At 58.6% G+C, this 20,480-nt stretch carries 23 protein-coding genes; 16 read left to right on the top strand and 7 right to left on the bottom strand.

Translation table 11 applies throughout. From position 1 onward, the window contains the following. The first annotated feature begins 32 nt into the window (after positions 1-32). The 3 genes from HDF14_RS08150 (at position 33) to HDF14_RS08140 (ending at position 2,736) form a co-directional block, all read left to right on the top strand. A complete protein-coding gene (locus tag HDF14_RS08150) occupies positions 33-977 on the top strand; it encodes a dienelactone hydrolase family protein (protein ID WP_183975318.1) in 945 nt (314 codons plus the stop codon). 2 nt (positions 978-979) lie between these two features. Further along, positions 980-1,669: a peroxiredoxin-like family protein gene (locus HDF14_RS08145; protein ID WP_313899517.1), complete on the top strand. Its 690-nt coding sequence runs from the start codon at positions 980-982 to the stop codon at positions 1,667-1,669. A gap of 203 nt (positions 1,670-1,872) precedes the next feature. Then, on the top strand, positions 1,873-2,736 hold the full coding sequence (locus tag HDF14_RS08140; RefSeq protein WP_183975316.1) for an IclR family transcriptional regulator domain-containing protein: 864 nt from the start codon (positions 1,873-1,875) through the stop codon (positions 2,734-2,736). A gap of 26 nt (positions 2,737-2,762) precedes the next feature. Here HDF14_RS08140 and HDF14_RS08135 read toward each other — a convergent pair whose 3' ends face one another. Both HDF14_RS08135 and HDF14_RS08130 read right to left on the bottom strand, forming a co-directional pair. Then, the gene (locus tag HDF14_RS08135; RefSeq protein ID WP_183975314.1) at positions 2,763-3,323 is read right to left on the bottom strand and encodes a DUF1697 domain-containing protein; all 561 of its coding nucleotides are present in this window, start codon (positions 3,321-3,323) and stop codon (positions 2,763-2,765) included. A gap of 12 nt (positions 3,324-3,335) precedes the next feature. After that, positions 3,336-4,247 carry a type I phosphomannose isomerase catalytic subunit gene (locus HDF14_RS08130; RefSeq protein WP_183975312.1) on the bottom strand — a complete coding sequence of 304 codons (912 nt, stop codon included), beginning with the start codon at positions 4,245-4,247 and terminating at the stop codon, positions 3,336-3,338. 129 nt (positions 4,248-4,376) lie between these two features. Between HDF14_RS08130 and HDF14_RS08125 the strand changes: the two genes are divergently transcribed. The 10 genes from HDF14_RS08125 to HDF14_RS08080 all read left to right on the top strand — a co-directional run bounded on the left by HDF14_RS08125 (position 4,377) and on the right by HDF14_RS08080 (position 11,356). After that, positions 4,377-5,366: an acyl-CoA desaturase gene (locus HDF14_RS08125; RefSeq protein WP_183975310.1), complete on the top strand. Its 990-nt coding sequence runs from the start codon at positions 4,377-4,379 to the stop codon at positions 5,364-5,366. Between the two features lie 158 nt (positions 5,367-5,524). Continuing rightward, positions 5,525-6,025 (top strand): DUF3011 domain-containing protein, encoded by a 501-nt coding sequence (locus HDF14_RS08120; protein WP_183975308.1) that lies wholly within the window; start codon positions 5,525-5,527, stop codon positions 6,023-6,025. Positions 6,026-6,085: 60 nt separating this feature from the next. Next, positions 6,086-6,862 (top strand): HipA family kinase, encoded by a 777-nt coding sequence (locus HDF14_RS26495; protein WP_183975306.1) that lies wholly within the window; start codon positions 6,086-6,088, stop codon positions 6,860-6,862. Beyond that, complete coding sequence (locus tag HDF14_RS08110) at positions 6,840-7,226, top strand: DUF3037 domain-containing protein (RefSeq protein WP_183975304.1); 387 nt, start codon at positions 6,840-6,842, stop codon at positions 7,224-7,226. The genes HDF14_RS26495 and HDF14_RS08110 overlap by 23 nt, the downstream gene beginning before the upstream one ends. A 25-nt stretch (positions 7,227-7,251) precedes the next feature. Continuing rightward, complete coding sequence (locus HDF14_RS08105) at positions 7,252-7,755, top strand: M28 family metallopeptidase (RefSeq protein ID WP_183975302.1); 504 nt, start codon at positions 7,252-7,254, stop codon at positions 7,753-7,755. Further along, positions 7,752-8,180 carry a hypothetical protein gene (locus HDF14_RS08100; RefSeq protein ID WP_183975300.1) on the top strand — a complete coding sequence of 143 codons (429 nt, stop codon included), beginning with the start codon at positions 7,752-7,754 and terminating at the stop codon, positions 8,178-8,180. Before HDF14_RS08105 ends, HDF14_RS08100 begins: the two co-directional genes overlap by 4 nt. Before the next feature lie 43 nt (positions 8,181-8,223). Continuing rightward, a complete protein-coding gene (locus tag HDF14_RS08095; protein WP_183975298.1) occupies positions 8,224-9,150 on the top strand; it encodes a sensor histidine kinase in 927 nt (308 codons plus the stop codon). 84 nt (positions 9,151-9,234) lie between these two features. Further along, the gene (locus tag HDF14_RS08090; protein WP_183975296.1) at positions 9,235-9,921 is read left to right on the top strand and encodes a MarC family protein; all 687 of its coding nucleotides are present in this window, start codon (positions 9,235-9,237) and stop codon (positions 9,919-9,921) included. Between the two features lie 45 nt (positions 9,922-9,966). Further along, entirely contained in the window at positions 9,967-10,710 is a 744-nt protein-coding gene (locus HDF14_RS08085) for a response regulator transcription factor (protein ID WP_183975294.1), read from the top strand. Between the two features lie 100 nt (positions 10,711-10,810). Further along, on the top strand, positions 10,811-11,356 hold the full coding sequence (locus HDF14_RS08080; RefSeq protein ID WP_183975292.1) for a GNAT family N-acetyltransferase: 546 nt from the start codon (positions 10,811-10,813) through the stop codon (positions 11,354-11,356). 7 nt (positions 11,357-11,363) lie between these two features. Here the strand turns inward: HDF14_RS08080 and HDF14_RS08075 are convergent, their stop codons facing one another. Then, a complete protein-coding gene (locus HDF14_RS08075; RefSeq protein ID WP_183975290.1) occupies positions 11,364-11,804 on the bottom strand; it encodes a response regulator in 441 nt (146 codons plus the stop codon). A 250-nt stretch (positions 11,805-12,054) separates the two neighbouring features. Between HDF14_RS08075 and lptF the strand changes: the two genes are divergently transcribed. Further along, complete coding sequence (gene lptF / locus HDF14_RS08070; protein WP_183975288.1) at positions 12,055-14,442, top strand: LPS export ABC transporter permease LptF; 2,388 nt, start codon at positions 12,055-12,057, stop codon at positions 14,440-14,442. Positions 14,443-14,906: 464 nt separating this feature from the next. Here lptF and HDF14_RS08065 read toward each other — a convergent pair whose 3' ends face one another. Both HDF14_RS08065 and HDF14_RS08060 read right to left on the bottom strand, forming a co-directional pair. Continuing rightward, complete coding sequence (locus tag HDF14_RS08065; RefSeq protein ID WP_183975286.1) at positions 14,907-15,404, bottom strand: SRPBCC family protein; 498 nt, start codon at positions 15,402-15,404, stop codon at positions 14,907-14,909. Further along, complete coding sequence (locus HDF14_RS08060) at positions 15,370-15,753, bottom strand: ArsR/SmtB family transcription factor (protein WP_183975284.1); 384 nt, start codon at positions 15,751-15,753, stop codon at positions 15,370-15,372. Before HDF14_RS08060 ends, HDF14_RS08065 begins: the two co-directional genes overlap by 35 nt. A 122-nt stretch (positions 15,754-15,875) precedes the next feature. On the opposite strand from HDF14_RS08060, the gene HDF14_RS08055 reads away from it, so the two are divergent. Both HDF14_RS08055 and HDF14_RS08050 read left to right on the top strand, forming a co-directional pair. Beyond that, the gene (locus HDF14_RS08055) at positions 15,876-16,604 is read left to right on the top strand and encodes an FKBP-type peptidyl-prolyl cis-trans isomerase (RefSeq protein ID WP_221304596.1); all 729 of its coding nucleotides are present in this window, start codon (positions 15,876-15,878) and stop codon (positions 16,602-16,604) included. A gap of 34 nt (positions 16,605-16,638) precedes the next feature. Continuing rightward, positions 16,639-18,405 (top strand): ABC transporter ATP-binding protein, encoded by a 1,767-nt coding sequence (locus HDF14_RS08050; protein ID WP_183975282.1) that lies wholly within the window; start codon positions 16,639-16,641, stop codon positions 18,403-18,405. A 143-nt stretch (positions 18,406-18,548) separates the two neighbouring features. Here HDF14_RS08050 and fliS read toward each other — a convergent pair whose 3' ends face one another. Beyond that, the gene (fliS, locus tag HDF14_RS08045; protein WP_183975280.1) at positions 18,549-19,013 is read right to left on the bottom strand and encodes a flagellar export chaperone FliS; all 465 of its coding nucleotides are present in this window, start codon (positions 19,011-19,013) and stop codon (positions 18,549-18,551) included. 13 nt (positions 19,014-19,026) lie between these two features. Continuing rightward, positions 19,027-20,391 (bottom strand): flagellar filament capping protein FliD, encoded by a 1,365-nt coding sequence (fliD, locus tag HDF14_RS08040; protein ID WP_183975279.1) that lies wholly within the window; start codon positions 20,389-20,391, stop codon positions 19,027-19,029. Positions 20,392-20,480 lie beyond the last annotated feature (89 nt).

Genomic DNA, 20,480 nt, shown 5'->3' with positions numbered 1-20,480 from the left:
CGCGTACTACACTCCTCCCCATGACTTTCACGATGCCTCGCGCCATTAGACTCTTTGCCGCAGCTCTTCTCCTTCCCCTCTCCACCGCTACGATCCATGCGCAAGATTGGGCCAAGGCCCGTCTCGAAGCCTCCCCGCGCCATCACGAATACGTCCCTCTCAAGCACGGTGACCGCACCGTCCAGGCCTTCGTCGTATACCCCGAAGTCAAGACCAAAGCTCCCGTCGTCATTCTCATCCATGAGATCTTCGGCCTCAGCGACTGGGCCAAAGAGATGGCCGACGAATTAGCCGCGCAAGGCTTCATCGTCATCGCCCCTGACCTCCTCACTGGATTCGGTCCCAACGGCGGCGGCTCCGACGCCTTCCCCGATCAGGACGCCACCGTCAAAGCCGTCTCCGGCCTCGATCCCGACGTCGTCAACGCCGACCTAGACGCAGCAGCGGACTACGGCAAAAAACTCCCCGCAGCCAACGGTAAGATCGCCGTCACCGGCTTCTGCTGGGGAGGGGGAAAATCCTTCGCCTTCGCCGCTCACCGCAAAGATCTTTCCGCCGCCTTTGTCTTCTACGGACCTGGCCCCTCGGACGTGACCACGATCACTGCTCCCGTCTACGGCTTCTACGCTGGCAACGACGCCCGAATCGGCGCCACCATCCCCGCAACCAGCGCCGCTATGAAAGCCGCTGGCAAAAAATATGAGCCCATCACCTACGACGGTGCCGGTCACGGCTTCATGCGCGCCGGCGAAGATCCCGGTAACGCCGTTCCCGGCAACAAGATCGCCCGCGAACAGGCCTTCGCCCGTCTCGTCACTCTCATCAAGGAGATGAAGGCCGCCCCTGTAGCCGCCAACCCCAGTCACAACAAAACCGCAGCGCAACAGTCTCAGCCCGCCACTTCCTGCCACGCCAAAACGAACGTTGCTGAAAGCCAGCCCACCAACAAAAACGTAGAGACAGCTGCAATAATGTAGTTGTGACCGCCGCTCTCAACATCTCGCTTCAGGATCAACTGGACCGTATCACGCAAAATACACGCGCCCTCGTCCAGCCCGAGCGCCTCGCCGTCTCCGAAAAGGCGACCGAAGACCTCTTCAACACCGGCATCGAGGACCACACACTGAAAGCCGGGGCGCAAGCCCCGGCTTTCACTCTCGAAGACGCTCTCACTCACAAGCCTATCCGTTCAACCGACCTTCTCGCCCTCGGCCCGCTCGTCATCAACTTCTTCCGTGGCCGTTGGGATCCGTACTGTGTCACTGAGCTCGAAGCCTGGCGCGATCTGCACGCCGATCTCCGCAAACGCGGTGCCATCTTCGTCGCCATATCCCCGCAGACCACTCGCCAAAACACATTCACTCTTGAGCAGCACGGCCTGCAATACCCTCTGCTCGCCGACCCCGGCGCCACTATCGCGGAGCGATTTGGCATAGCCCACACCATTCCTCAAGACCTCCGCAGCTACTACCAGTCCATTCTTATCAACATCCCCTTTAACAACGCCGGCCTCAGCTATCACAACGCCACAGAAGCCAGCTGGCGCCTCCCGCTCCCCGCCGTCTTCGTCATCGACCAGACCAACACCATCCTGTTTGCAGAAGGTCACGCTGACTTTCGGGTTCGCCCGGAACCAGCGGACGTTCTCACCGTTCTCGACCAGCGGTAGCACCTCTCCTACCAAACACACCCAACAAAAAGCGTCGCCGTTTGGGCTCTGACGCTCCATGTTGTCCTTAAATTCGGAAAATCTCCTTCGATAGAGAAGCCGGATCCATCGCAACATCTTGCGATATCGAATACGTGCGTTTATCGTAGTGATAGTCCGTCTATCGAACATTACGTTTGATAACGTTACGGAAAGGGACCCGAATGAGCCTCACCCCCCGCCAAGCCCTCGCATCACCCGATTCCTCCCTCCCGCCCGCTCCTCCCGCAGAACCGAAACCTACTCCCGCTTCATCCCTTGATATCTTCACCGGCGACCCCAACTTCATGACCTCGCTCGCGCGTGGTCTCATCGTCATTCAGGCCTTCACTCAGCAATCCCCGCAGATGACCATCTCGCAGCTCAGCGTAAAAACAGGCCTCTCCCGCGCCGCCGTTCGCCGCTGCCTCTACACCCTCACCAAGCTCGGTTTTGCCGGTGCAGAGGACGGCTCACGCTACTCGCTCCGTCCGCGGATGCTCACCCTCTCGCACACCTACACCACATCGAACACCCTCTCCGCCGCCGCCCAGCCTATCCTCGAGCGCATGTCCGCCGCTCTCCGCGAATCCTTCTCCGTCGCCACACTCGACGGCGAAGACATCGTCTACATCGCTCGCACCCAGGTCAATCGCGTTATGGCCGTCGACCTCCACATCGGCAGCCGGCTGCCCGCCTACTGCACTAGCATGGGCCGCGTGCTCCTCGCTTATCTCCCCACCGAACAGCTCGAGCAGTACCTCGCCAAAGCCGCACTCACCCCGCACACCACCCGCACGATCACCTCAGTCGAAAAGCTCCGCCTCGCCCTGCGCAACGTCCGTCGCAACGGATACGCGCTCGTCGATCAGGAGTACGAAGTTGGCCTCCGCTCTCTCGCCGTCCCCGTCTATGCCTCCTCGGGCCGCGTCGTCGCCACTCTCAACCTCAGCGGCAACGCCCCCCGCATCTCCGTCCTCGAGATGCAGAGCCGTTTCCTCAACCATCTTCGTAACGCCGCCAACGAGCTAAGCGTCTTCCTCAACTAACTCTCGACTCTACCGGGGGAACCGAATCAGGCCGTCATCTCTGCAAGCTTCAAAACCGTGCGCCAGTTTCTCATCGTGCTCACGGTCTTCAGCTTCGAATCGAAATACGCATTCGTCAGCTTCGTCTTCGCCGCTCCAGTCACCAGCTTCATATAGATCTCGCGCCCCACGACAGCAAACTCATCGGGCGCCGATCGCGTAGAGTCCAACGCGGCCACCAAATCTGTGCTCGGCCGATCCGCTAGAAAAGAAACATGCAGCAACTCTTCCGCAGCGCCTGCCTTCAAAAATGGATTTCCGCGGACCACTGCGTCTAGCTCTGAGGCAGTCCGCAACACCACCGGCACCTTCAATCCGAACCGTTCCTCCACCTGCTTGGCAATCACGCGATCGAGTTGCTTCACCACCTTGCACTCCGCGCAAAAGACAATATTCCCACTCTGGATATACGTCACCACTTCGCCGCAGCCTGCCGCCGAAAAGAGCCTCACCAACTCTTTCATCGGCAGCATATTCTTCCCTCCAACATTGATGCCGCGGAGCAGAGCGACATGTTTTACAGCCGTCTTCGCACCTCGACCTGTCATTGCATCGTCCCCCTAAACCGGAGCCACACACCGCGCGAACGAAACTTCAGAATTCGTTTCCACAACAACGCTGAGGTCTCCAATCGGAACGACCACAGCCTTCCCCGGAATCAACTCCAACTCACCATCGGGCGTCCTGACCACACCTCTGCCGGTCAGCCCAACCAGACATCCAGCTCCATCGAGCGACACAGTCTCTTCTTTCGTCGCACCAAGCTCAAATCGATCCACAACAAAATATCTCTGCTCAATCAACCTCGTAAACCCCTCCATCTTTCGCGGCGCAACCTTTCCCGCCTGTGTCTTAGGCTTAATCACCTGCAGCCCCTTCTCCAGATGCAGCTCCCGCGGCCGTCCATAGTCATACAGACGATAGGTCACATCGCTCGTCTGTTGCGTCTCCAGCAGCACCACACCGGGTCCAATCGCGTGCACAGTCCCCGCGTCCACAAAAAGCATGTCTCCCACCGACACAGGCACATGCTCGAGCAGCGTCTCCATCGTCCCACTTTCTACAGAAGCCGCGACTTCCTTCGCCCCGACACCCGGCTTCAATCCCAGTGCGACCGTCGCCCCCGGGTCCGCCTCCAGCACATACCAGCACTCGGTCTTTCCCCGAGTCTCGCCCATCGCCTTCGCCTGCGCGTCATCCGGATGCACCTGCACCGAGAGCTTATCCGCCGGGAATAAGATCTTCACGAGCAGCGGAAACTCCCCACCTATCTTCTCCCCGACCGAAGCCAGCGTCTGGCCTCTAAACGGTCCCGTCTCCACCAGACACTGTGGCCCCGTCAGCCACGCCTCACCTACCAATTCGTTCGTTCCGGTCTCGTCATACCAGGGCCTCAGATCGCTCTTGCCCCAAACTCTTTCGCTAAACCACGGCTTTAAGCTAAACGGTGCAACTTTAGTCCCACTTGTCATACTTCAAGCCTATCAACTCCCACCTTTGTGTGGCATTACAAAAGTCTTACACCACGTCCAGCGTCACCCCTGATAGCGTCAGTATTAGCAAGATTAGAAGCACCCGATACACAAGGACAGCGAATACATATGACTCCCGTCACCACCATCGAAGAAGCCCCGGTAAAAGCGCCTAAACTCGCCGCCGTCGTTCCAGCCGTCGCCGAAGTCACCCAGAAGGTCAAGCAGGACCTCCGCATGGGCCGCGAACACCAGCAGGGCCGCATCAACTGGATCACCACCATTGCAATGGGACTCTTCCACGTCGGAGCGACCGCTTCCCTCTTCTTCTTCTCGTGGAAAAATCTGGCCGTCTTCTTCGTCATGTATTTCTTCGCGATCAACATCGGTATCGGTGTGGCTTATCACCGTCTGCTAACCCATCGCGGCTACAGGGTTCCCAAGTGGGTCGAGTACTTCGTCACCATGTGCGGCTGCCTCGCGCTTGAGGGCGGTCCAATCTTTTGGGTAGCCACTCACCGCGTTCATCACCAGAACTCCGACCACGAGGGCGACCCCCACACTCCGCACGACGGCACCTGGTGGGCGCACGCCGGCTGGATCCTCTCCGGCCGCGCCTTGCACTCCGAAACCGCTCTCCTCGGCCGCTACGCTCCCGACCTCACCAAGGATCCCGTCCACGTCTGGTTCAGCAAGTATCACTACGTTCCGCTGGTCGTCACCGCCTTGCTTCAGATCGCCCTCGGCGCAGCTCTCGCACCCGCAGGCCGCCACATCGCCGGCGCTGTTGGTATGGTCCTCTGGGGAACATTCCTCCGCGTCACCATCGGCCTCCATGCCACCTGGCTGGTCAACTCCGCCACTCACCTCTGGGGCAAGCGTCGCTTCGAGACCAAAGACGACTCCCGCAACAACTGGTGGGTCGCCATACTCACCGGTGGTGAAGGCTGGCACAACAACCACCACGCCCACCCCGTCAGCGCACGTCACGGTCTCGCATGGTACGAGTTCGACATCAACTACTACTGCATCTGGGTCCTCAGCAAACTCGGCCTCGCAGAAAAGGTTCAGATCGCCAAATTCGATCCCCAAAATCCCAAACCAGCCGGCGTCATCTAGCCGACCGATTAACAAAATCATAAGGCCGTCATCCTCACAGGTGACGGCCTTTCAACTTAACGCATCCAACCTCGACAAGCATTCAAGGTCGGGATATTCTCATCCCGAAACGTAATCGCTTCAAGGGCCCTGACAATCCAAATGTCGAAAGAGGCAAGATGACGCGCACAATTAAACTTCTCGTCGTAGCGGTAACCCTCATCGTTGCCGCTTGTATCGCCCCCACACCGGCATCCGCACAGCCTGGCTATGGTCCTCCGCCGCGCATCACCTGCTCCTCCAATGACGGCAACAGAAACTGGTGCGACATCGGCCCCAGCCGCGACGTCCGCCTCGTGCGCCAGATCAGCGGTTCTGCTTGCATCAAGGGCAGCACCTGGGGCACCGACCGCCGCGGACTATGGGTCGACCGTGGATGCCGCGCTGAGTTTGTCGTCGCCGCCGGTGGTCCACCCCCGCCACAGTATGGTGCCCCGCGCATCGTTACCTGCTCCTCCAATGACGGCAAGAGAAACTGGTGCGACATCGGCCCCAGCCGTGACGTCCGCCTCGCCCGGCAAATCAGCGGTTCCGCCTGCATCCAGGGCAGCACCTGGGGCACTGACCGTCGCGGCCTTTGGGTTGACCGCGGATGCCGCGCCGACTTCAAAGTCCGCTAAACCATCCTCCGAGGGAGCTGCTTTCACTCAGAGCGGCTCCCCCGGCTACACTAAGCAGCAATGCTTCGCACCATCCGCGCCACTCAGTACGTCACCGCTCTTCGCGAAGGCGGCTCTCTCCCCGCTATTGTCGAGGCAGATGACCTGGGCCTCTACGTCATCAAATTCCGCGGTGCCGGCCAGGGCCCTCTCTCCCTCGTCGCGGAACTCGTCGCTGGCGAAATCGGTCGCATCCTCAGCCTCAGTGTTCCTGAACTGGTCTTCGCCGACATCGACGCAGCCCTCGGCCGCAACGAGCCCGACCAAGAAATCCGCGACCTTCTCCGCGCCAGCGTTGGACTTAACCTCGCCCTCGACTATCTCCCCGGCTCTTCGATGTTCGACCCCGCAGCCGGCAACAAAGCCGACTCACACACGGCTTCCCTCGCCGTATGGTTCGATGCCTTCGTCCTCAATGTAGACCGCACCGCCCGCAATGCGAATCTTTTGAACTGGCACAGCAAGCTCTACTTCATCGACCATGGCGCTGCACTCTACTTTCACCACAACTGGCCCGACGCCGACCACCTTGCCGACTCCCCCTTCGCTGACGTCCGACACCACATCCTTCTGCCCTGGGCCGCAGGCCTTGAGCAAGCCGCGGCTCATGCAAACAGCCGTCTCAATCCCCAGGTCATCGCCGACATCCTCGCGCAAGTCCCCGACGAATGGCTTCAATCCAGCCATCCAACTCCCGCCGAAGCACGCTCTGCCTACCTCAATCTCCTCACCCGGCGTCTCGCCGCATCCCCCATCTTCACCCAGGAGGCCATCCGTGCTCGCGCCCATCTCATTTGACTACGCAGTCATTCGCGTCGTCCCTCGCGTCGAGCGCGAAGAGTTCATCAACGCTGGCATCGTCGTCTTCTGCCTGCAGCAGCGCTTCCTCGAAGCCCGCATCCATCTCGACGATCAACGCCTCCGCGCGCTCTGGCCGGAGATCGATCTCGATCTGGTTCGCAACCACGTCGAAGCCTTCGCTCGAATCTGCGCCGCAGACCCCACAGCCGGTCCCATCTCGCAATTAAGTCAACGCGAACGCTTCCACTGGCTAGTCTCTCCGCGTAGCACCATCATTCAGGTCTCCCCCGTCCACACAGGCCTATGCGACGCTCCCGAAAAGATCATGGACAATCTAGCGCGACGTTATCTCCTTCAATAAACTCCCGCTATACTTCCTCCAACCCATGAAGCTCATTCACCCTCGCTGGAAGATTGCTCTGGCCGCGATTTTCGCGATTTGCCTTCTTTGCCATCGACTTCCAGCACAACGAATTTCCGTCCCTGTCGATACCATCAAGCAGCGCCTCAGCTTCTACAAAGGAAACGACACCAAACGCGAGACCGCTCTCAAACAACTCTTTCTCGAATCCGGCTGCAGCCCCGCGAACCTCACCGAGCAGACCGTTCCGTCAAGAAAACAACCGAACCTCATCTGCCTTTTGCCCGGCGCCACACCCGCCACCATCATCGTTGGAGCTCACTTCGATCACGCCGACGAGGGCGATGGCGTCATCGATAACTGGAGCGGAGCCTCACTCCTTCCCAGTCTCTTTCAGATCCTCGCCGCGGCCCCTCGCCAACACACTTTTCTCTTCATCGGATTCACCGGCGAAGAAAACGGCCTCTTGGGTTCCGATTTCTATGTCAAGCAACTCAGCCCTGAGCAGCTCACAACATACAAGCAATGATTAATCTCGACTCTCTTGGACTCGGTCCCACAAAAGTCTGGGTCAGCCAGTCAGACCCACGCTTGGTAAACACAATCGCCGCCGTCGCCCACCTCACCAACATACCCATCGCCGGTATGGACGTAAATGGACTAGGAGAGTCCGACGAGGAATCCTTCATCGCACAGAAAGTCTGCACCCTCATGATCCACAGTCTCACCCCAGCCAACGCTCACATCCTTCACCGTCCCGATGACAACCCAACAGCCGTACATCTTTCCGACTTGTACGACACCTTCCGGCTCTTAGGAACCTATCTGCCTTCTCTAGACACGTTGGCCTTCCCCAGCCAGCATGTATGCACCATCAAACCGGTCGACAACACCGCATTTCACTCTCGTTCGAGACTGAGGCATCAACTCTCTCCCGGCTCCGTAGCTCGTTGAAGCAAGCGTCTGGAGCATCACCCCGCTATACTTCCTCCAAGCCATGAACATCACCCGACGCCGCGGAGCCATCGCCACCTTCATCACCCTGGGCGTCCTCACCGTCGGCCTCGCCGTCACCCTCAACATCACCTGGATCGTCCTCAACAAACGTACCCTCGCCATCGCCGTCCTTGGCGTCATCCTCTTTGCAGCGCTGATCGCTGGCGTCGTCCTCAACACTGTCTTCCTCATCCGTGAAATCCGCCGTAACGAGCGTCAGGACTCCTTCCTCAACGCCGTTACCCACGAGCTCAAAACTCCCATCGCGAGCATCCGCCTCTACCTCGAAACCCTCCAGCGCCGCCCCATCGAAGAATCCCAACGCCAGGAGTTTTACAAGATCATGCTCTCCGACTCCGATCGTCTCCTGGCCACAGTCGAGCAGGTCTTGAAGGCCGGTCAATTAGGTCAGCGCCATCGCCAGCAAAACCGCATCCTCATCAACATGCAATCTCTCGTCTCCGACTGCATCGCCATCACCCTCCAGCGCCACCATCTTTCGCCAGAAAGCATCGTCCTCGACCCCATTCCCGGCGCCGTCCGCCTCTTCACCCAGGGCATCGCCGAAGACCTCCGCACCGCCGTCATCAACGTCCTCGACAACGCCGTCAAGTACTCTCCTGACGGCGTCGAAATCCGCTGCTCTCTCGCCATCACCAACTACACATGGGTCGCCCTCAAGGTCACCGACACAGGAGTCGGCCTCCCTGCCAACCAGTTCAAACGCATCTTCAACCGTTTCTACCGCGTCCCCGGCCGAGCGATGGCCAAGATCAAAGGTACTGGTCTAGGCCTCTTCCTCGTCCGAAACATAGCCCGCCAGCACGGCGGCGAAGCAATCGCAACCAGCCCCGGACCAGGCCTGGGAACCACCATCACCATCACGTTGCCCCTGGCCACACCCGATTCTTCCGCTGGCAGCATTTAACTCAAGCTAGCGACACGACTCCTTCAATGGCTCGACGTACAATCCATAAAAGCTCGTAGTTATCCCAAAACTTCGTGATCTCCCATGCCTATAGTCTGGAAATACTTCGCCTTGGGATTCAGCGCGCTCCTGCCACTCATCAACCCTCTCGGTTCCGCGCTCATCTTCCTCGGACTCGTCGGCGCTGCTCCTATCGATATTTACCGCGGTCTTGCACGCCGCATCGCAATCAATACCGTTATCTTCTTAGCCGTTATCGAACTCATTGGTTCGTATCTGCTCGGCTTCTTCGGCATCTCTCTTCCCATCGTTCAGGTCTCTGGAGGCATCGTCATCGCAATGATCGCCTGGGACCTCCTTAATCAAAAGGACAGCAGCGCCCCCAACCCGGAAAAAACCCAAGCCGCCCTTCCCGCTGTTACCACCCAGGAAATTTACAGCCTCCGGCAAAAAGCCTTCTATCCCTTTACCTTCCCGATTACTGCCGGTCCAGGCTGTATCGTGGTCATGCTCACCCTCAGTGTTCACAACCAACAGACGAGCCTCGAGGATAAGGTTCTAGCCCATGTAGGCCTGTTTATTGCGGTAGTCTTCCTCGCCGGTCTCATCTATTTTTGCTACGCCTACGCCCCCAAAATCGCCCGCACCATCTCGCCCTCAACCGCCCATGGAATCCTTCGCGTCGTCGCCTTCATTCTTCTGTGCATCGGAGTTCAGATCGCATGGAATGGCCTCAGCAGGCTGATCGAACAGCTTCTACATAAATCGTGACCATAAAGGTAACAAATAGAACTAAGGCAGCAAACCGGAAGACTCATGACCGAACCCAACGCCCCACTCATCGTCCTCGTTGAAGACGAAGAACATCTCGCCCAGGGACTCCTCTTCAACCTTCAGGCTGAGGGCTACCGCACCCATCACGAATCCGACGGCGACTCTGCCCTCGCCTACCTGCTGAAACCTCCAGAAAACATCGCCGCCATCGTTCTCGACGGCATGCTCCCCGGCGCCGACGGCTTCACCATTGTCCGCGCCCTGCGCGAAGCCCAACGCTATACGCCGATCCTCATGCTGACCGCCCGGGCCCGCCCCGAGGAGGTCCTCGAAGGCATCGAAGCCGGCGCCGACGACTACCTCGCCAAGCCCTTCGACCTGAACATCCTCCTCGTTCGCCTCAAATCCCTTCTCCGCCGCACCGCGTGGCAGAACACCGCAACCCCCGAAACCCCACCGCCGGCTCTCGCCGATCAGACCGACGAGTACGCCTTCAATCACCGCACCATTCGATTCGACACCCTCGAACTCATCGCGCCCAACCGCACAACCCACCTCACCCTCATGGAGGCCGACCTCCTCCGCTACCTCACCCAACGCGAAGGCCAGATCGTCTCCCGCAAAGACATTCTCGAAGATGTCTGGCGAGTCCACGAAGACACAGACACCCGCGCTATCGACAACTTCATCGTCCGCCTCCGACGCTACATCGAAGACGACCCCGCCGATCCCCAACACCTCGTCACCGTCCGCGGCATCGGCTATCGCTTCCTCGCGAACCCTTAGGGCATCCGGAAACATCTAAAGCGTTACGAGAGCCAGACAATCGTCATAGAAAAAACCGACAGTCTGCTGCCAAATCCTCCGTAGAACCAGTCAGGAAAAAATGAGCCTTCTTCAAGCAGAGAATCCTGTCGCCGGGGTGCGACTAGCCACTATCGATGACACTGACTTGCTGGTCCCGTTCATCAACCACGCCTTCGCCCCCGACAACTACTTCAAGCGCACCGAACGTACCAATCCGTCGCAGGTCACTGACTATCTCCGAAACGGCTTCTTCCTGCTGCTCGAAGACACAGTCGGCTTGCTCGGTCTGATCTATACCGAACTGCGCGAGGACAACCGCGGTTATATCGGAATGATCGCGATCGATCCGGACCGTCAGGGCGCCGGAATCGGAACGCGTCTACTGCGGATCGGCGAAGAGTTCTGCTGCGAAAAAGGCTCCAGCGTCATCGAGATCGCCGTCGTTAATCTCAGGCCAGATCTAGTCGCGTGGTATCAGCGGAAAGGATACCGGGTCGTCGGCGAAGCGCCCTACGTCCGTCCAGAGATCCTCGTCATGCCTTGCCACTTTATCCTCATGGAAAAAACTCTCGCTCCGACACCCACCGCAGACCCAGAACCCCAACTAACGCCCCACCCGAATTAAGGGAATCCTACCGCGCCTCCTTCCACCTCCGCGCCTCTGCCGGCGCCAGAATCCGATGCACTGTGCTTAAGAGTTCCGGCAGCCGAAAGGGCTTCGCCAGGAAACTCCACCCTTCCTCTTCCAGACGCGTCTTCAATCCTTGATCCACCATTCCACCCGAGATCATCAGCACCGGCAGATCGCTCCGCAGCTCCTTCAACTCCCGCGCCAACTCCATGCCTGACTTTCCCGGCATGTAAAGATCGGTCACCAGCAGATCGATCTCCGGCACGCTGCGAAAAATCTGCGCTGCCCGCTCCGCATCGCCAGAGCTGAAAACCCCATACCCTTCATGTTCTAGAAACGTCCGCGTCAACGCACGCATATCCGGATCATCATCCACCAGCAAAATCCTGCTCGGCGAAAGCTCAGCGGCACGACGCTCAGAGGTGAAAATATCTAATGACATCAGCGAATCATCGTAAAGCTGAATCCCGGTTGTAGCTGTTCTAACTCCAGACACGTCTCAACACTTCTTTCGCACCGGCCACTCCCAGTCTCGTGCGAAATCCTCTCGTTCATTATGTACCTTTGAGATGGACTCCATAACCGCCGCCGGAGTTGCCTCGCTCCAAGCTCCGCGTCTAACCCCTTCCCTCTCAACCTGCACCCAGGCGCGCACGCGATACACTGAACCAGATACACCAAGCAGCAAAACAATGCGCATCATCACCCGCTACATCCTCCGCGAAGTCACCTCGCACGCCCTCCTCGGCGGAGCCCTCTTTACTTTCATCATCTTCATGCGCGATCTCGGTCGTATCCTCGAGTTCGTCGTACGCGACTCCGCCACAGCGGGAGACGTCGCCCGCATCATCGCCTTCACTCTGCCGCCAGCTCTCACCGTCACCATTCCCATGGCTGTCCTGGTCGGCATCCTCCTCGGTCTCTCCCGCCTCGCCGCCGACAGCGAAATAACCGCCATGCGCGCCAGCGGCATGGGAGCAATCGACTTCGTCCGCATCGTCTCCATCGTCTCCGCGGTCGCCCTCGCGCTCGGGCTCCTCAACTCCCTCTACATCGCGCCCCGCGCCGCCAGTGGCCTCATCGCCCTAGGCGAATCTCTCAAATCCTCCCAGGCCTCCTTCGAGGTCCAGCCCCGCGTCTTCTACGAAGAGTTCAAAGATCGGGTCCTCTACATACAGGACGCCACCCCCGCCGCAGGCGCCGCCCTCTGGCACCACGTCTTCCTCGCCGACCTCACCGAACCCACCGATCCCCACATCATCACCGCAGACCAGGCCGTCGTCGTCAATGGCACGCCCAACACGCCAGACGCCCAGACTATCCGTCTCCACCTCCTCAACGGTGGCCAGCACGACACCTCCGCCACCGATCCCAACCAATACAACATCTCCACCTTCACCAGCACCGACGTCCCCATCGAAACCGAAGCTCCCGAAGACGCCCACCTTGGCCGCGTCAACACGCCCATCCAGGCGCTCTCTCTCGCCGAGCTCTGGCGCAACGCCAACGCCATCAAAGCCACCAGCGGTCGCGAATCCTCCATCTACCGCATCGAGTTCAACAAGCGCTTCTCGTATCCCTTCGCCTGCCTCGTCCTCATGCTCGTCGGCGTCCCGCTCGGCATCTCGTCCAAGCGTGGAGGAAAATCCACCGGCTTCGTCCTCACCATCCTTCTCGTCTTCATCTACTACTTCCTCTCATCAGTAGGAGTAGCCTTCGCCCAATCCGGCAAGCTCTCGCCGTTCCTTGGCGTCTGGGGAGCGAACCTCCTCTTCGCTGCCGCCGGCGCCATCCTCCTTTATCAAATGTCTCGCGGAGGCATCGCTCTCAGCATTGTCTCCACCATCGGCGTCTGGCTCAGCAAACTCATCACCCGCCTCACGAGCAATGGTCACGAATCCGCCAACGTCAGATCCAGGCACGACATCGCCACGCTTCTCCGCCGCTTCCGCAGCATCTCCCGCATCCAGTTCCCTCTGCTGCTCGACGACTACGTCATGCGCGAGTACGCCACCAACTTCGCCATCGTCCTCAGCTCCTTCTCCACCCTCTTCCTCATCTTCACCTTCTTCGAACTCATCGGCCCCATCTTCAAAAACCGCACGCCCCTCATCACCGTAGGCGAATACCTCTTCAGTCTCATCCCCTACATCCTCTACAACGTCACTCCACTCTGCGCCCTGGTCGCGGTCCTCGTCACCTTCGGTTCCCTCAGCCGCACCTCCGAGCTCACCGCGATGAAATCCAGCGGCATCAGCCTCTACCGCATCATCACGCCAGTTCTGATCGTCACTATCCTAATCTCCGCCGGCCTCTTCATCTTCGACGAGCTCTACCTTCCCGCCGCCAACCGCCGTCAGGAAGCTCTCCTCTCCATCATCAAAAACAAACCCACTCAAACCTTCTCCCGCCCCGACCGCCAATGGATCTCCGGCCAGACCAACAACGCCGGCGAACCCTACCGCATCTTCTACTACCAATACTTCAACGCAGAAAAAGACACCTTCGCCAACCTCACCGTCTTCGAGTTCGATCCCGCGACCTTTACTCTCCAGCGCCGCATCTTCGCCGCCTCGGCCCAGTGGGATCCCCACGTCAACAACTGGGTCTTCGACAACGGCTGGCAGCGCACCTTCTCCGGCGAAACCATCGCCAGCTATCAGCCCTTCACCGTCGCCACCTTCCCCGAGATCCGCGAGCAGCCCACCTACTTCAAAAAGGAGTACATCCCCTCGCAGGAGATGAGCTACACCGAACTCTCCCGTTACATCACCGACCTCAAACAATCCGGCTTCGACACCAAGCGTCTCAGCGTACAACTCAACAAAAAGATCGCATACCCACTCATCACCCTGGTCATGGCCATCATCGCCATTCCCTTCGCTTTATCGATGGGCAAAAAAGGCTCTCTCACCGGCATCGCCACCGCCATCGGCCTTGCGATTACCTATTGGGTCGTCGCCCTCATCTTCGAATCACTCGGCAACGTAAACACCCTCCCCGCGCTCCTCGCCGCGTGGACGCCCGACCTCCTCTTCGGAATCACAGGCGCCTACTTACTCCTCCGCACCCCCACTTGAGTTGCACACCCTCTTCTCGTCGCCGCTTCTCGCACCACTTCTCGCGAAATCAAAAAGGCTCGTCATCTCGACCGAAGCTGTCCACAGTCTTATCGTGAACAGCGCAGTGGAGACCCCCGCATTTCGCCTCTGCTCTTGCCTCCGTTTTTCTTGTTGTCATTCCCGAAGGGCATCTGCTGCTGTCCTTGTTTTGCAGTTGCCTCTGCTTTTCACTCCACACAACACATCGTCATCTCGACCGAGCTGTCACAGTCTCATCGTGAACAGCGCAGTGGAGAGATCCCCGCATTTTCGCCCTTGCCCTTGCTGTTGTTTTTCTTGTTGTCATCCCTGAAGGGGATCTGCTGCTGTCCTTGTTTTGCTGTTGCCCTTGCTCTTCATTCCACACAAACATCGTCATGTCGACCGAAGCTGTTCGCAGTCGAGCCCGCAGCGGACCCACCCGTCCGCCGCCGCTCTCCTCGTCAAGCCTCGATAGCCGCGGCCAGCTTGCCAAACAAGCTCTCCCAGCCCATCGCATGACCATCTCGCGAGCTCTCCGTAGCGAACTGTTCATGCCGCAACCGAATCTCCGTTCCTCCCTCGACATCCCTCAGAAACACCGTCACCATTGAGGTCTCCGTTGGAGCCCAACTCCCGTTCCACGTAAACTGCAGCAGCTCGTTCGGAATCACTCTTAGATACTGCCCGCGAACCGCTACCTGACGCTTTCTGTCTTCGTCCGTCATTCCCTCCTTGGCACACATCATCCCTTGCGATAAAACTTCGTAAGTTCCGCCCTCACGCACATCGAGTGTGGCGCTCACAAAATTCATATCTCCCGGCGCATGCCATTTCTGCAAGATCTCCGGCCGCGTCCACGCCTCGTAGACCCGCGCCCGGCTCGCCCGAATCACGCGTGTAAACTCAAGCTTCAAAGCCGTTCCATCATCCTTTTTCCGTTCCAGTTCCAGAGTTGCCATTCCGCACATCCTCTCCCGGCGTCTCCGCCGTCTCCAGGTAATTCTGGAGGGCATCCAACTGGCCCGTCCAGAAAGTTTCGTAGTAGGCAAGCCACTCCTGCGCCGCCCGCAAGTTATCCGCATTCAACTGCACCATCCGAAAGTTGCCCTTCTTCTCCCGCCGAATCAGATCCGCCCGTTCCAGCACCTGCAGATGCTTCGACACTGCCGCCAAAGACATGTTGTAGGGCTCTGCAATCTGCCCTACCGTCTTGGCCTCCCGGCTCACATCTCGCAGAATCGCACGACGTGTAGCGTCCGAAAGGGCATGAAACACGGAATCCAAAGAAGCAACCGTCAATTCAACCATGCGGTTGAATATAACTCAAAACTAAAAACTATTCAACCACATTATTAAATAGATTTATGCCGAGACGAAAATCCTCGACCGTTCACCTTTGCCAAGCCCAAACGTCCTAAACTGGAACCACAATGATTGCAAAGCTCCCCTCGATCACCCTTCTGGCCGCTTTAGCCACGGCCGCCACAGCCCAAACCACGCCGAAAGCAACCACGACCACCCCGCATCACACCTCCGCCATTGCAAAGCCCGCAACCACGCCCCCAAACATCCCCAAAGTAGTCGGCATCCCCAAGCCTCTCTTCACCCTCCGCTACATCGACACCAAAATCGGCACCGGGGCCCCCGCCGCAGAGCGCAAATACTACACCGTCCACTACACCGGCTGGCTCATCAACGGCACCAAATTTGACTCCTCTTTCGATCATCCTGGTGGCGAACCCATCACCTTCCCGTACGGCGCACGCCGCGTCATCATTGGTTGGGACACTGGATTCCAGGGTATGCACGTCGGTGGCAAACGCCGCCTCTTTGTCCCCTACCAGCTAGCCTACGGCGAGACCGGCCACCCCCCCGTCATCCCGGCCAAAGCCGACCTCATCTTCGACGTCGAGCTAGTCTCGATGTCCGACACCCCGCCCCAGCCAAAGGCACCTCCGGCCGCACCAGCCGCGCCTGAATCACCGCAAAAGACCGCCCCGACTACCCCGACGACTCCAACCGCTCCCACCACCCCGACTACTCCGACCACCCCAACGACTCAAACTGCTCCAACAACTCAAACAACGCCAACCACACCAACTGCTCCAACTACCCCAACAACTCCAACCAACAACCCGCCGCACCCTGAGACCCCATAGCCTCATCTGATCCAAAGGACACTCAGAAATCAAGATGCTGGAAAGACTTAAACCGCTAGCACCCTACCTCAGGCGATACCGAAAGAACCTCGCCTGGGGCGGGGTCGCGGTCATTCTCTACAACACCATCAAGGTACTCATCCCCCTCGTCATCGGCCATGCCATTGACGACATGCAGCACGGCATCACTGAAGCCAAGGTCGTCCACCACACGCTTCGTCTCCTCGTCATCGCCGTTCTATCGGCGATCTTCCTCTACATCACCCGCCAGGTCATCATCGGCGCCTCCCGCGAGATCGAGTTCGATCTCCGCAACGACCTCTTCAGCAACCTCGAGCGCCAGGCTCCCAGCTTCTACCACACCCATCGCACCGGCGACATCATGGCGCGCACCACCAACGACCTCAACGCCGTTCGCCAACTCCTCGGCCCTGCGATCATGTACAGCGCCAACACCATCGTCTTCACCGCAGCCGCGCTGCCCTTCATGTACCGCATCAGCCCTCGTCTCACCTTCTTCGCCTTCGTGCCTCTCCCTATCGCGTCCGTGCTCGTGCAGTACTTCGGCAACCGCATCCATCGCCGATTCGAGCGCATCCAAGCCATGTTCTCCGACATCTCCGCCAAGGCACAGGAAAACTTCTCCGGCGCACGCCTCATACGAGCTTTCGCCCAAGAAGAAGCAGAGATCGCCTCCTTCGAAACCGCCAACCTCGAATACATCAAGCGCAGCCTGCACCTCGTTCGCCTCATGGCGATGCTCTGGCCCACGCTCGAATTCGTCCTCGGCCTCTCCCTGATGATCACGCTTCTGGTCGGTGGCCACGAAGTCGTCGCGCACCACATCTCCGTGGGCCAATTCACTTCATTCAACGTCTACATGGTGCAACTCACCTGGCCGATGATCGCGGTAGGCTGGGTCGTCAACCTCTTTCAGCGAGGCACCGCCTCCATCGTCCGCATCGACGAGCTCCTCAAGCAACAACCCGCAATCACCGATCAGGATGTAACTCCACAACAGCAGAAGCGTTTCGAAGATGCCGAGGTGATCGCCGGCGAAATCGAATTCCGCAATCTCACCTTCGCCTACCCGGATGCCCCACCAGTCTTGAAGGACATCAGCCTCCGCATCCCAGCCGGATCGTCACTCGCCATCGTCGGCCCCACCGGCTCCGGAAAATCAACCCTCGTCGGCCTTATCCCACGCCTTCACGACGCCGCCCCCGGGATGGTTCTCGTAGACGGCGAACCCATCCGCTCCTACCCACTCGCCGCCATCCGCAGTCAGATCGGCTTCGTCCCGCAAGAGACTTTTCTCTTCTCCGACACCATTCACCAGAACATCGCCTTCGGCAGACCCGACGCCTCCCAAGAACAAGTCCAGGACGCAGCCAGTATCGCGCACATCAGCACCGAAATCCTCGAGTTCCCCAAAGGCTTCGAAACCATGGTCGGCGAACGTGGTATCACCCTCTCCGGCGGCCAGAAACAGCGCACCGCCATCGCTCGCGCCGTTATCCGTGAACCACGCATCCTCATCCTCGACGACGCCCTCGCCAGTGTGGACACCTACACCGAAGAACGCATCCTCAACGGCCTCCGCCAAGGCATGGATACCCGCACCACCGTCTTCATCTCCCACCGAATCTCTACCGCACGCAACGCCGATCAGATCGCCGTCCTCGTAGCCGGTCACATCGCCGAACTCGGAACCCATGAGGAACTCATCGCCCGCAACGGCTACTACACCAGCCTCTTTGAAAAGCAGCGCCTCGAAGAAGAACTAGCCGTAGCCACCTAGGTAGTCTGCTAGTCATCGAGTCTGCAAGGTCAGCTATATCTGGCGCAAGCAGCTCAGCTGAACCAAAAGCAAGCAACTTCGCTGACTCGCGATTCCTATCACAGCCTAACCGCTGACTCGCTGACCGACTAACTCTCAAAAAATTAAGCTGACCAGCCTGACGCGGCAGTCTCACCGACTGGCACATACGCCTCCGACTGCGGCACAAACCTCTCCTCCCGCGTCCGCAGCTCTCTCGGCAGAACCTTGCCGGCCTCCGGATCGCGTGCCACTACAACCCACGCCTCGCGAACATTGCGAACAAAACCGATTACCTCTTCAAACTGCTCCTTCGACTCCAGGTGTGAAGCCTCAAGGGTCATCGTGAACATCGTCGCATAAAAGTCCGCCAGCGAAGCAACAACTGCGCCACCAAGATCCGGACGCAACCGCGCCTGAAGATACGTCAGAATATCGAGCACCTTCTTCACCGCGATACGCCGCCCACGCACATCGTCCTCTTCCACACACTGCATCGCGCGATAGAGGAAGCGAATCGCGCCATCATAAAGCGCGACTACCAGTTCAACACCGGTTGCACTCGACAAACTCTGATCCTGGTAGCCCATCTTTGCTCCTCCGTTACTGCTGTGCATTTGGGTTGAAGCCCGTCAGGGAATCAAAGACCGAGTTAACCTCATTGAGCTGCTCGGGAATGGACTGCAAAATCTGATTCGCAGTATTCAACTCATCCGTCAGCTGCGTCTTCTGTGTCGCCAGCAGCGCATTTTCGTTGGTGATATCCGTATTCAGCGAAGTCTCCTGACTATTGTTCTGCTGCTGAGCCAGCGAGATTGCACCGTTCGGCGTCTGATTTCCAATATTGTCCAGCGCAGTCGACAACGTTTGGCCGAAGCTACCCGTGTTCTGCAAAAAGCCTGTCACGTCGGACAGATTCGAGTTAAGAACGCTCGTAAGCGTGTCCGCATTCACGGTCAGGGTCCCGTCGTTATTGACGCTGATCCCCAACTGGGTAATGTTGTTGATCGAGCCACTGGCCTTACCGGAGAACAGAGATCCAGTGAGCGTCTCCTGCAACTGTGCAATGATCGGACTTCCTAAGAGCGCTGCAGCAGTTCCTCCCGCGGCATTTTGCTCCTGCGCATTGACGTCTCCGACCACCGTGTTATACGCCGAAACAAAACTGTTGATTGCCGTAGCAATATCCGTAGTGTCGTCCGTGATCTGTACCTGCACCGGCGCCGCAGAGGTCGCAAGCAGTTGAAAACTCACCCCTGCAATCGCGGTGGTCACGGTGTTGGAAGAGCTTGTGACTGACACTCCATCCACCTTCAGCTGGGCATCTTGTCCTGCCTGTGCGGTAGAAAACGAGACGGCGCTGCCGCCCGAAGTAGAATCGGACAAGGTGCCTGTGATTGCGCTCAACTGCCCAGCCAAACCGCTGGTTGTGCTCACGATGGACAACCGCGACCCGGAAGAGTCTGTGATGATGCTCGCTTTGACGCCAATGGCTGCCGAATTAATGGCAGCAACCAGACCCGTGAGCGTGTTGCTGCCTGCGGTACTGGTGTCGAATACCGTGCCCTGAATGGTCACTGTCCCGGTCAGCGTATCGCTCGCACTTGCGATTGCGCTCGAGACATCCGAGGAAGTCTGCGCCAATTGGCTTACTTCGATCGTGTGGCTCCCTGCCGAGGCCGACGAACTGGCAGAGGTTAGACTCAGCACATCGGTATTCGAGCTGGATCCCTGCTTCTCCGCGAAGACCCCTTCAAAATCCGTCAGCGCCTGCACGCTCGTGGAAAGCGCCGAGAGATCGGTTCCCAGCGAAGAGAGAACCGTATCCTGCGCCTTCAAAGCAGTCAACTGATTCTGCCAGGGGGTCTCAATCGCCTGATTTGCCGCCTGAATCTGCGCGACAGTCGTCGCCACATCAAATCCCTGACCGCTCGTCGCCGACCCGAAACTTAATCCAACTGTACCCATGTCATTTGTCCGTTCTTCTTCGCACGGTCAGGAAGCAAGGATCGTGCCAAATCTAGCCTTCCAAAGATTAGAAGCAGCTAAGCATTGCA

The organism is Tunturiibacter gelidiferens (assembly GCF_014201335.1).
GTDB lineage: Bacteria > Acidobacteriota > Terriglobia > Terriglobales > Acidobacteriaceae > Edaphobacter > Edaphobacter lichenicola_E.
Note: the sequence above shows the minus strand (reverse complement) of the source record. Positions and strands in the feature narration are given on the sequence as shown.

Excerpts from the sequence above, each read along its gene's own strand:
- HDF14_RS08140 (WP_183975316.1), top strand. The coding sequence starts at position 1,873 with ATGAGCCTCACCCCCCGCCAAGCCCTCGCATCACCCGATTCCTCCCTC.
- HDF14_RS08125 (WP_183975310.1), top strand. The coding sequence starts at position 4,377 with ATGACTCCCGTCACCACCATCGAAGAAGCCCCGGTAAAAGCGCCTAAA.
- HDF14_RS26495 (WP_183975306.1), top strand. The coding sequence starts at position 6,086 with ATGCTTCGCACCATCCGCGCCACTCAGTACGTCACCGCTCTTCGCGAA.
- HDF14_RS08100 (WP_183975300.1), top strand. The coding sequence starts at position 7,752 with ATGATTAATCTCGACTCTCTTGGACTCGGTCCCACAAAAGTCTGGGTC.
- lptF (WP_183975288.1), top strand. The coding sequence starts at position 12,055 with ATGCGCATCATCACCCGCTACATCCTCCGCGAAGTCACCTCGCACGCC.
- HDF14_RS08065 (WP_183975286.1), bottom strand. The coding sequence starts at position 15,404 with ATGGCAACTCTGGAACTGGAACGGAAAAAGGATGATGGAACGGCTTTG.
- HDF14_RS08050 (WP_183975282.1), top strand. The coding sequence starts at position 16,639 with ATGCTGGAAAGACTTAAACCGCTAGCACCCTACCTCAGGCGATACCGA.
- HDF14_RS08095 (WP_183975298.1), top strand. The coding sequence starts at position 8,224 with ATGAACATCACCCGACGCCGCGGAGCCATCGCCACCTTCATCACCCTG.
- HDF14_RS08105 (WP_183975302.1), top strand. The coding sequence starts at position 7,252 with ATGAAGCTCATTCACCCTCGCTGGAAGATTGCTCTGGCCGCGATTTTC.
- HDF14_RS08060 (WP_183975284.1), bottom strand. The coding sequence starts at position 15,753 with ATGGTTGAATTGACGGTTGCTTCTTTGGATTCCGTGTTTCATGCCCTT.
- HDF14_RS08120 (WP_183975308.1), top strand. The coding sequence starts at position 5,525 with ATGACGCGCACAATTAAACTTCTCGTCGTAGCGGTAACCCTCATCGTT.
- HDF14_RS08085 (WP_183975294.1), top strand. The coding sequence starts at position 9,967 with ATGACCGAACCCAACGCCCCACTCATCGTCCTCGTTGAAGACGAAGAA.
- HDF14_RS08135 (WP_183975314.1), bottom strand. The coding sequence starts at position 3,323 with ATGACAGGTCGAGGTGCGAAGACGGCTGTAAAACATGTCGCTCTGCTC.
- HDF14_RS08090 (WP_183975296.1), top strand. The coding sequence starts at position 9,235 with ATGCCTATAGTCTGGAAATACTTCGCCTTGGGATTCAGCGCGCTCCTG.
- HDF14_RS08130 (WP_183975312.1), bottom strand. The coding sequence starts at position 4,247 with ATGACAAGTGGGACTAAAGTTGCACCGTTTAGCTTAAAGCCGTGGTTT.
- fliS (WP_183975280.1), bottom strand. The coding sequence starts at position 19,013 with ATGGGCTACCAGGATCAGAGTTTGTCGAGTGCAACCGGTGTTGAACTG.
- fliD (WP_183975279.1), bottom strand. The coding sequence starts at position 20,391 with ATGGGTACAGTTGGATTAAGTTTCGGGTCGGCGACGAGCGGTCAGGGA.
- HDF14_RS08150 (WP_183975318.1), top strand. The coding sequence starts at position 33 with ATGCCTCGCGCCATTAGACTCTTTGCCGCAGCTCTTCTCCTTCCCCTC.
- HDF14_RS08075 (WP_183975290.1), bottom strand. The coding sequence starts at position 11,804 with ATGTCATTAGATATTTTCACCTCTGAGCGTCGTGCCGCTGAGCTTTCG.
- HDF14_RS08080 (WP_183975292.1), top strand. The coding sequence starts at position 10,811 with ATGAGCCTTCTTCAAGCAGAGAATCCTGTCGCCGGGGTGCGACTAGCC.
- HDF14_RS08055 (WP_221304596.1), top strand. The coding sequence starts at position 15,876 with ATGATTGCAAAGCTCCCCTCGATCACCCTTCTGGCCGCTTTAGCCACG.